The following is a 4,051-nucleotide window of genomic DNA, read 5'->3' on the forward strand; positions in this document are numbered from 1 at the left end:
GGTGATAGCCGAACTGGGTCTTGACCGGACCGTGGACCTTGTTGAGCTCACCACTGAACACGACCTTGTCGAATTCCGGCACCATCTGGCCCGGACCGAAGCTGCCGAGGTCGCCGCCCTGGCGGCCGGACGGGCAGCTCGAGTGCTGCTTGGCCACGTCCGCGAAATCGCGGCCGTTCTCGATCTCCTGCTTGAGGGCGAGGCACTGCTCTTCACTGCTTACCAGAATATGACGGGCGTTGGCACTGGCCATGGAAACTCTCCTGAGGTTGGATTCCTGAAGGGGAATGCGAAGGGGCGCTAGTTTATCACGGCTCGTCGCTCGTGGTGTGGCCCAGCGCCCCGGTGACCACCAGCGCTTCGCCGACCCGGGCCAGCGCCTGCTCGTGGGGGGCGAGCGCCACCGGCCCGCGCGTGCAGGCGACGACCACCCAAGGCCCCGCGCTCGATGCGGCGACACTCGATGAGGCGACACTCGATGAGGCGAACGCAAGCCCCGCATCGCAGCTTCGCCGGTGCTGGGTGCCGGTCTTGTGGGCAAAGCGAAACTCCTCGCCCAGCCCGCGCTTGAGCCGCGCCTCGCCGGAGCGGGTGCGCAGCATCATCTCGACCAACGCCTGGCGCTCGGCGGCGTCGAGATCCGCAAGCCCTCCGGTGTGGAGCGTGGCCAGCAGGTCACCGTAGACCGCGAGGGGAGCAGTGTTCTCGCCGCCCTGCTCGTAGGCCTCGAACGCGGTGTCGTAATCCGCCGCCGCGAGGCTCTGCCGAGCCACGCCCAGGCGGCTGGCCAGCGCCGCCGGGCGCTCGGCCAGGCGATGCTGGCGCAGTGCCATGAAGTCGGTGCCCGCGAGTTCGCGCGCGTGCGGGTGCATCTGGCCATACACGCCCTGGCGCACGCCGACCAGCGTGGTGATCGGCCCAAGCTTGCCCGGGTCGCCGCCGGCGGCGGCGATCATGGCCCGGGCGCGGGCGTTCACCGCGTCGAGCCCGGCGCGCTCGATCAGCATGTCCGAGGCGGTATTGTCGCTGACGGTGATCATCTGCTCGAGCAGGTAGCCGATGGAAATCGGCGTGCCCGGGTCATGCCAGTTCACGGGCCCGGCGCCGTCGACGAAGTGGCGCGGGGTCAGCGTGAGGCGCTCGTCGAGGGTGAGCTCGCCGGCTTGACGCCTGGCGAGAATCTCGGCGGCCACCGGCACCTTGACCAGCGAGGCGAGATACCAGGGCGCTTCGGCCTTCCAGGAGAACGCCTCCCCGCTTGCGAGATCCTGCACGTAGACGCCCACCTCGCCGTTGAACGCCTCCTCGATGGCAGCGATGCGGGTACTCAGGCTCGCCTGCCAATGACTTTGCTTGTCGACCTCGAAATACCAGTCGGCCTGAACGGGCAGCGCTACCAAAAGCGCTGCGCCGAGCAGCCAGCGTTTGAAACGTCGCAATTCGTTACCTCTTCGTTCAGCGGCGCGCCGCGATCCACCGGGTGAGCCAGATCCACAACGCCGCGCCCAGGATCAACAGGACTCCCACGCCTAGCGTCTCTGCATAGGTGTAGACGCCGTTGCGCTCCAGCAGAAAGCGCAGCACCAGAAAGATCATCACGATATGAAAGATGAACGCCTTGAGCGCATCGCTTCCGACCAGGGTGAGCGGCAAAAGTGCCTTGGCCGCCGTGGCCCCGCCGGCCAGCGCCAGGCCCAGGAGCACGAAGGCACCACCCACGCTGAACAGCATGAAGGCGAGCCCCGGCGGGTGCTTGCCGACGTTGTTGGCGATCGCCAGCATGGCGGCGTGGACGTCACCGTCGACGGCGGCCAGGACGAAGAAGGCACCGACCATCGCCGCGCCGAGCGCCAGGAGCGTCAGCACCAGCCGGCGCCGGTCGGCACGCTCGCCGGCACAGCGCAGCGCCGTCTCGCCGATCAAGAGCCCGATCAACACCAGCGGCGCCCGGCTCAGTTGCCCCCAGGTGTAGTAGTCCTCGTGATCGACCAGCAGCGCCTTGAGAATGGCGTTGCCGCCGAAATCGAACCCCTGGAGCCAGACCGAAAGTGCCGCGAGCAGTGCGATGGTCGCCAGGCGCGACCACAGCGGCGCCCGGGCCCAAAGCGGCAACACCAGCGGCACCCACAAGAGCGCAATGGCGTAGAAGCCGAGGATCTCCACCCAGATGGCGAAGTTGCCGTAGAGCAGCGTGGTGACGATGTCCGCCGGCGCGTTGAAGGGCAACATCTCGACGATGGTCAGCGCCTTGTACCAGAACCACACTTCCAGAGCGCGCAGCCAGAGCTTCAGCCGCCGGCGGGGCCACTCCTCGTCTTGAGTACGGGGCAGAAACGCCACCGCCAGCGCCACCCCGAACACCAGGATGAACAGCGACGACGAGAACTTGGTGATCAGGTGTACCGGCACCATGCCCCACTCCGGCACGTTGGGGATGCCGACCAGGCCGCTCACGGTGTGGCTCAGGATCATCAGCGCGATGGCGATACCGCGGGCGAGATCGATGGCTTCGATGCGGCGCTCGAGCCGAGGCAGAACGGGGACTTCCTTGAAATTCGGCACGTGACCCACTTCCTTGTATGAAGCGCTTGGAAAGGCGCTCGGGCGATGACAGGCATGCCTACCACTTTAGCCTATCCCCCGTCCCGCGACGCCGGGGGCTTTAAACGCAAAATGCCCCGCAGTCGGCGGGGCATTTCGTGGCTCGTCCATGAGCCGGTGAAGCGGTCATTCCTTTCGCAATGGGTCGATTACCACTCCGAGTCGCTATCGGTGTCGGAGTCGGTATCCCACTCTTGCTCCTCTTCCTCTTCTTCGTAAGTGAATTCCTGCTCTTCCTCTTCCTCTTCGTAGGTAAACTCTTGCTCTTCCTCTTCGTACTCGGTGGTCGCACCCGGCTGCTGATCCGTTTCGTAGCTCTGATAGGTGCCTTGATCATCTTGCATGGTGTCTTCGTGCGGCGTCGGCTCCTGCGGCGCGGTGCCCTCTTCCATGCCGGCAAACGCCAGCGGGCTCGCCATCAGACCGAAAGATACACCCAGAATACCCAGCTTTTTGAGAGCGTCCTTATTCATGATCATGCCTCCTGTTGGCTTTGCTTTCCTGCTTCGTCCAGGGCCGGTAAGGCAGCCCCATCTGAAATGGTACGTTGAGTTTTCCTTCAAGAGCGCCGCCTTCCGGCCAATTCGCTCTTGCCAATCCTTTTGCAGCGGGCGTACCAACTTTTTGGCATTGGCTCAAAAAACGCCTCTAGACAGCAAGTTACAAACAGACAATCCATGCCAACCTTTTGTTTTCGATAACAATAATCAATGTTTCGTTGTTTACCAGTGACACATGGGACGCTCAGCATCATGTCAAACGAGGTTAGCCGTCGATAAAAGGCTCGACCGTCTGGCGATGACCGTAAAGAAAGGCATCCGCCGTATGGCGCAGCGGAGAAACGTCGACATCGCTTTGTCCGCTTCTCACCAGAGCGGCGAAGTGAGCATAGAGCTCGGCGTACTCTCGCTCCTCGGTATCGACGAGCGTCTCCCCGTCGACCGTCAGGCAGGCACCACCTCGCGTCAGGGCGAGGCGTCCCGCATCGGTCTCCACATGGATATCCCATGTCTGCGGCCCCGTCTGGCGAAAGTCGAATTGCGCCTTGATCGTGGCGTCACGCGTATCGACGAAGAAAAGCTCGGCGGCAATGGGGGTCTGGCAGTTGCTCGGCACCTGCAGCGTGGCTTCGCGTAGAAAGAACGCGTCGGGCAGTATGCGGGTGGCGATCGACAGCGCGTTGATGCCTGGATCGAAGACCCCCATACCGCCGGGTTGCCAGATCCACGTCTGCCCGGGATGCCACACCCGGACATCCTCCTTCCAGACGATCTCGACGTGCTTTACGGTGCGCTTGGCAAGCCACTCGGCGGCCGCCGCGACGCCGGGTGCGAACCGCGAATGCCAGGCGGTAAACAGCGTGACGCCTTGCTTTCGAGCCAGCGCGATCAGCTCCTCGACTTCGCTTAGGGTTGCCCCCGGCGGTTTTTCGAGCAGCACGCGCCTGGCC

General features: G+C 64.1%; 5 protein-coding genes. All 5 read right to left on the minus strand.

Translation table 11 applies throughout. The features are described from left to right. A partial coding sequence (locus BIS11_RS12310) for a peptidylprolyl isomerase (protein ID WP_253586139.1) occupies nucleotides 1-253 on the minus strand: 253 nt, incomplete at its 3' end. Between the two features lie 55 nt (nucleotides 254-308). Continuing rightward, nucleotides 309-1,439 (minus strand): serine hydrolase, encoded by a 1,131-nt coding sequence (locus tag BIS11_RS12315; protein ID WP_253424611.1) that lies wholly within the window; start codon nucleotides 1,437-1,439, stop codon nucleotides 309-311. A 16-nt stretch (nucleotides 1,440-1,455) separates the two neighbouring features. Beyond that, the gene (locus BIS11_RS12320; RefSeq protein WP_253424608.1) at nucleotides 1,456-2,562 is read right to left on the minus strand and encodes an acyltransferase family protein; all 1,107 of its coding nucleotides are present in this window, start codon (nucleotides 2,560-2,562) and stop codon (nucleotides 1,456-1,458) included. Nucleotides 2,563-2,750: 188 nt separating this feature from the next. After that, nucleotides 2,751-3,074, minus strand: coding sequence for a hypothetical protein (locus BIS11_RS12325; protein ID WP_253424606.1), 324 nt, complete (start codon nucleotides 3,072-3,074; stop codon nucleotides 2,751-2,753). Between the two features lie 292 nt (nucleotides 3,075-3,366). Further along, nucleotides 3,367-4,051 (minus strand): gfo/Idh/MocA family oxidoreductase (locus BIS11_RS12330; RefSeq protein WP_253586141.1); only part of this gene is annotated, 685 nt, incomplete at its 5' end.

This window comes from Halomonas sp. 707D4, from assembly GCF_024158685.1.
Taxonomy (GTDB): Bacteria; Pseudomonadota; Gammaproteobacteria; order Pseudomonadales; family Halomonadaceae; genus Vreelandella.

What these genes read in the sequence shown, in the direction of transcription:
- BIS11_RS12325 (WP_253424606.1), bottom strand. Translation starts at nt 3,074, where the DNA reads ATGAATAAGGACGCTCTCAAAAAGCTGGGTATTCTGGGTGTATCTTTC.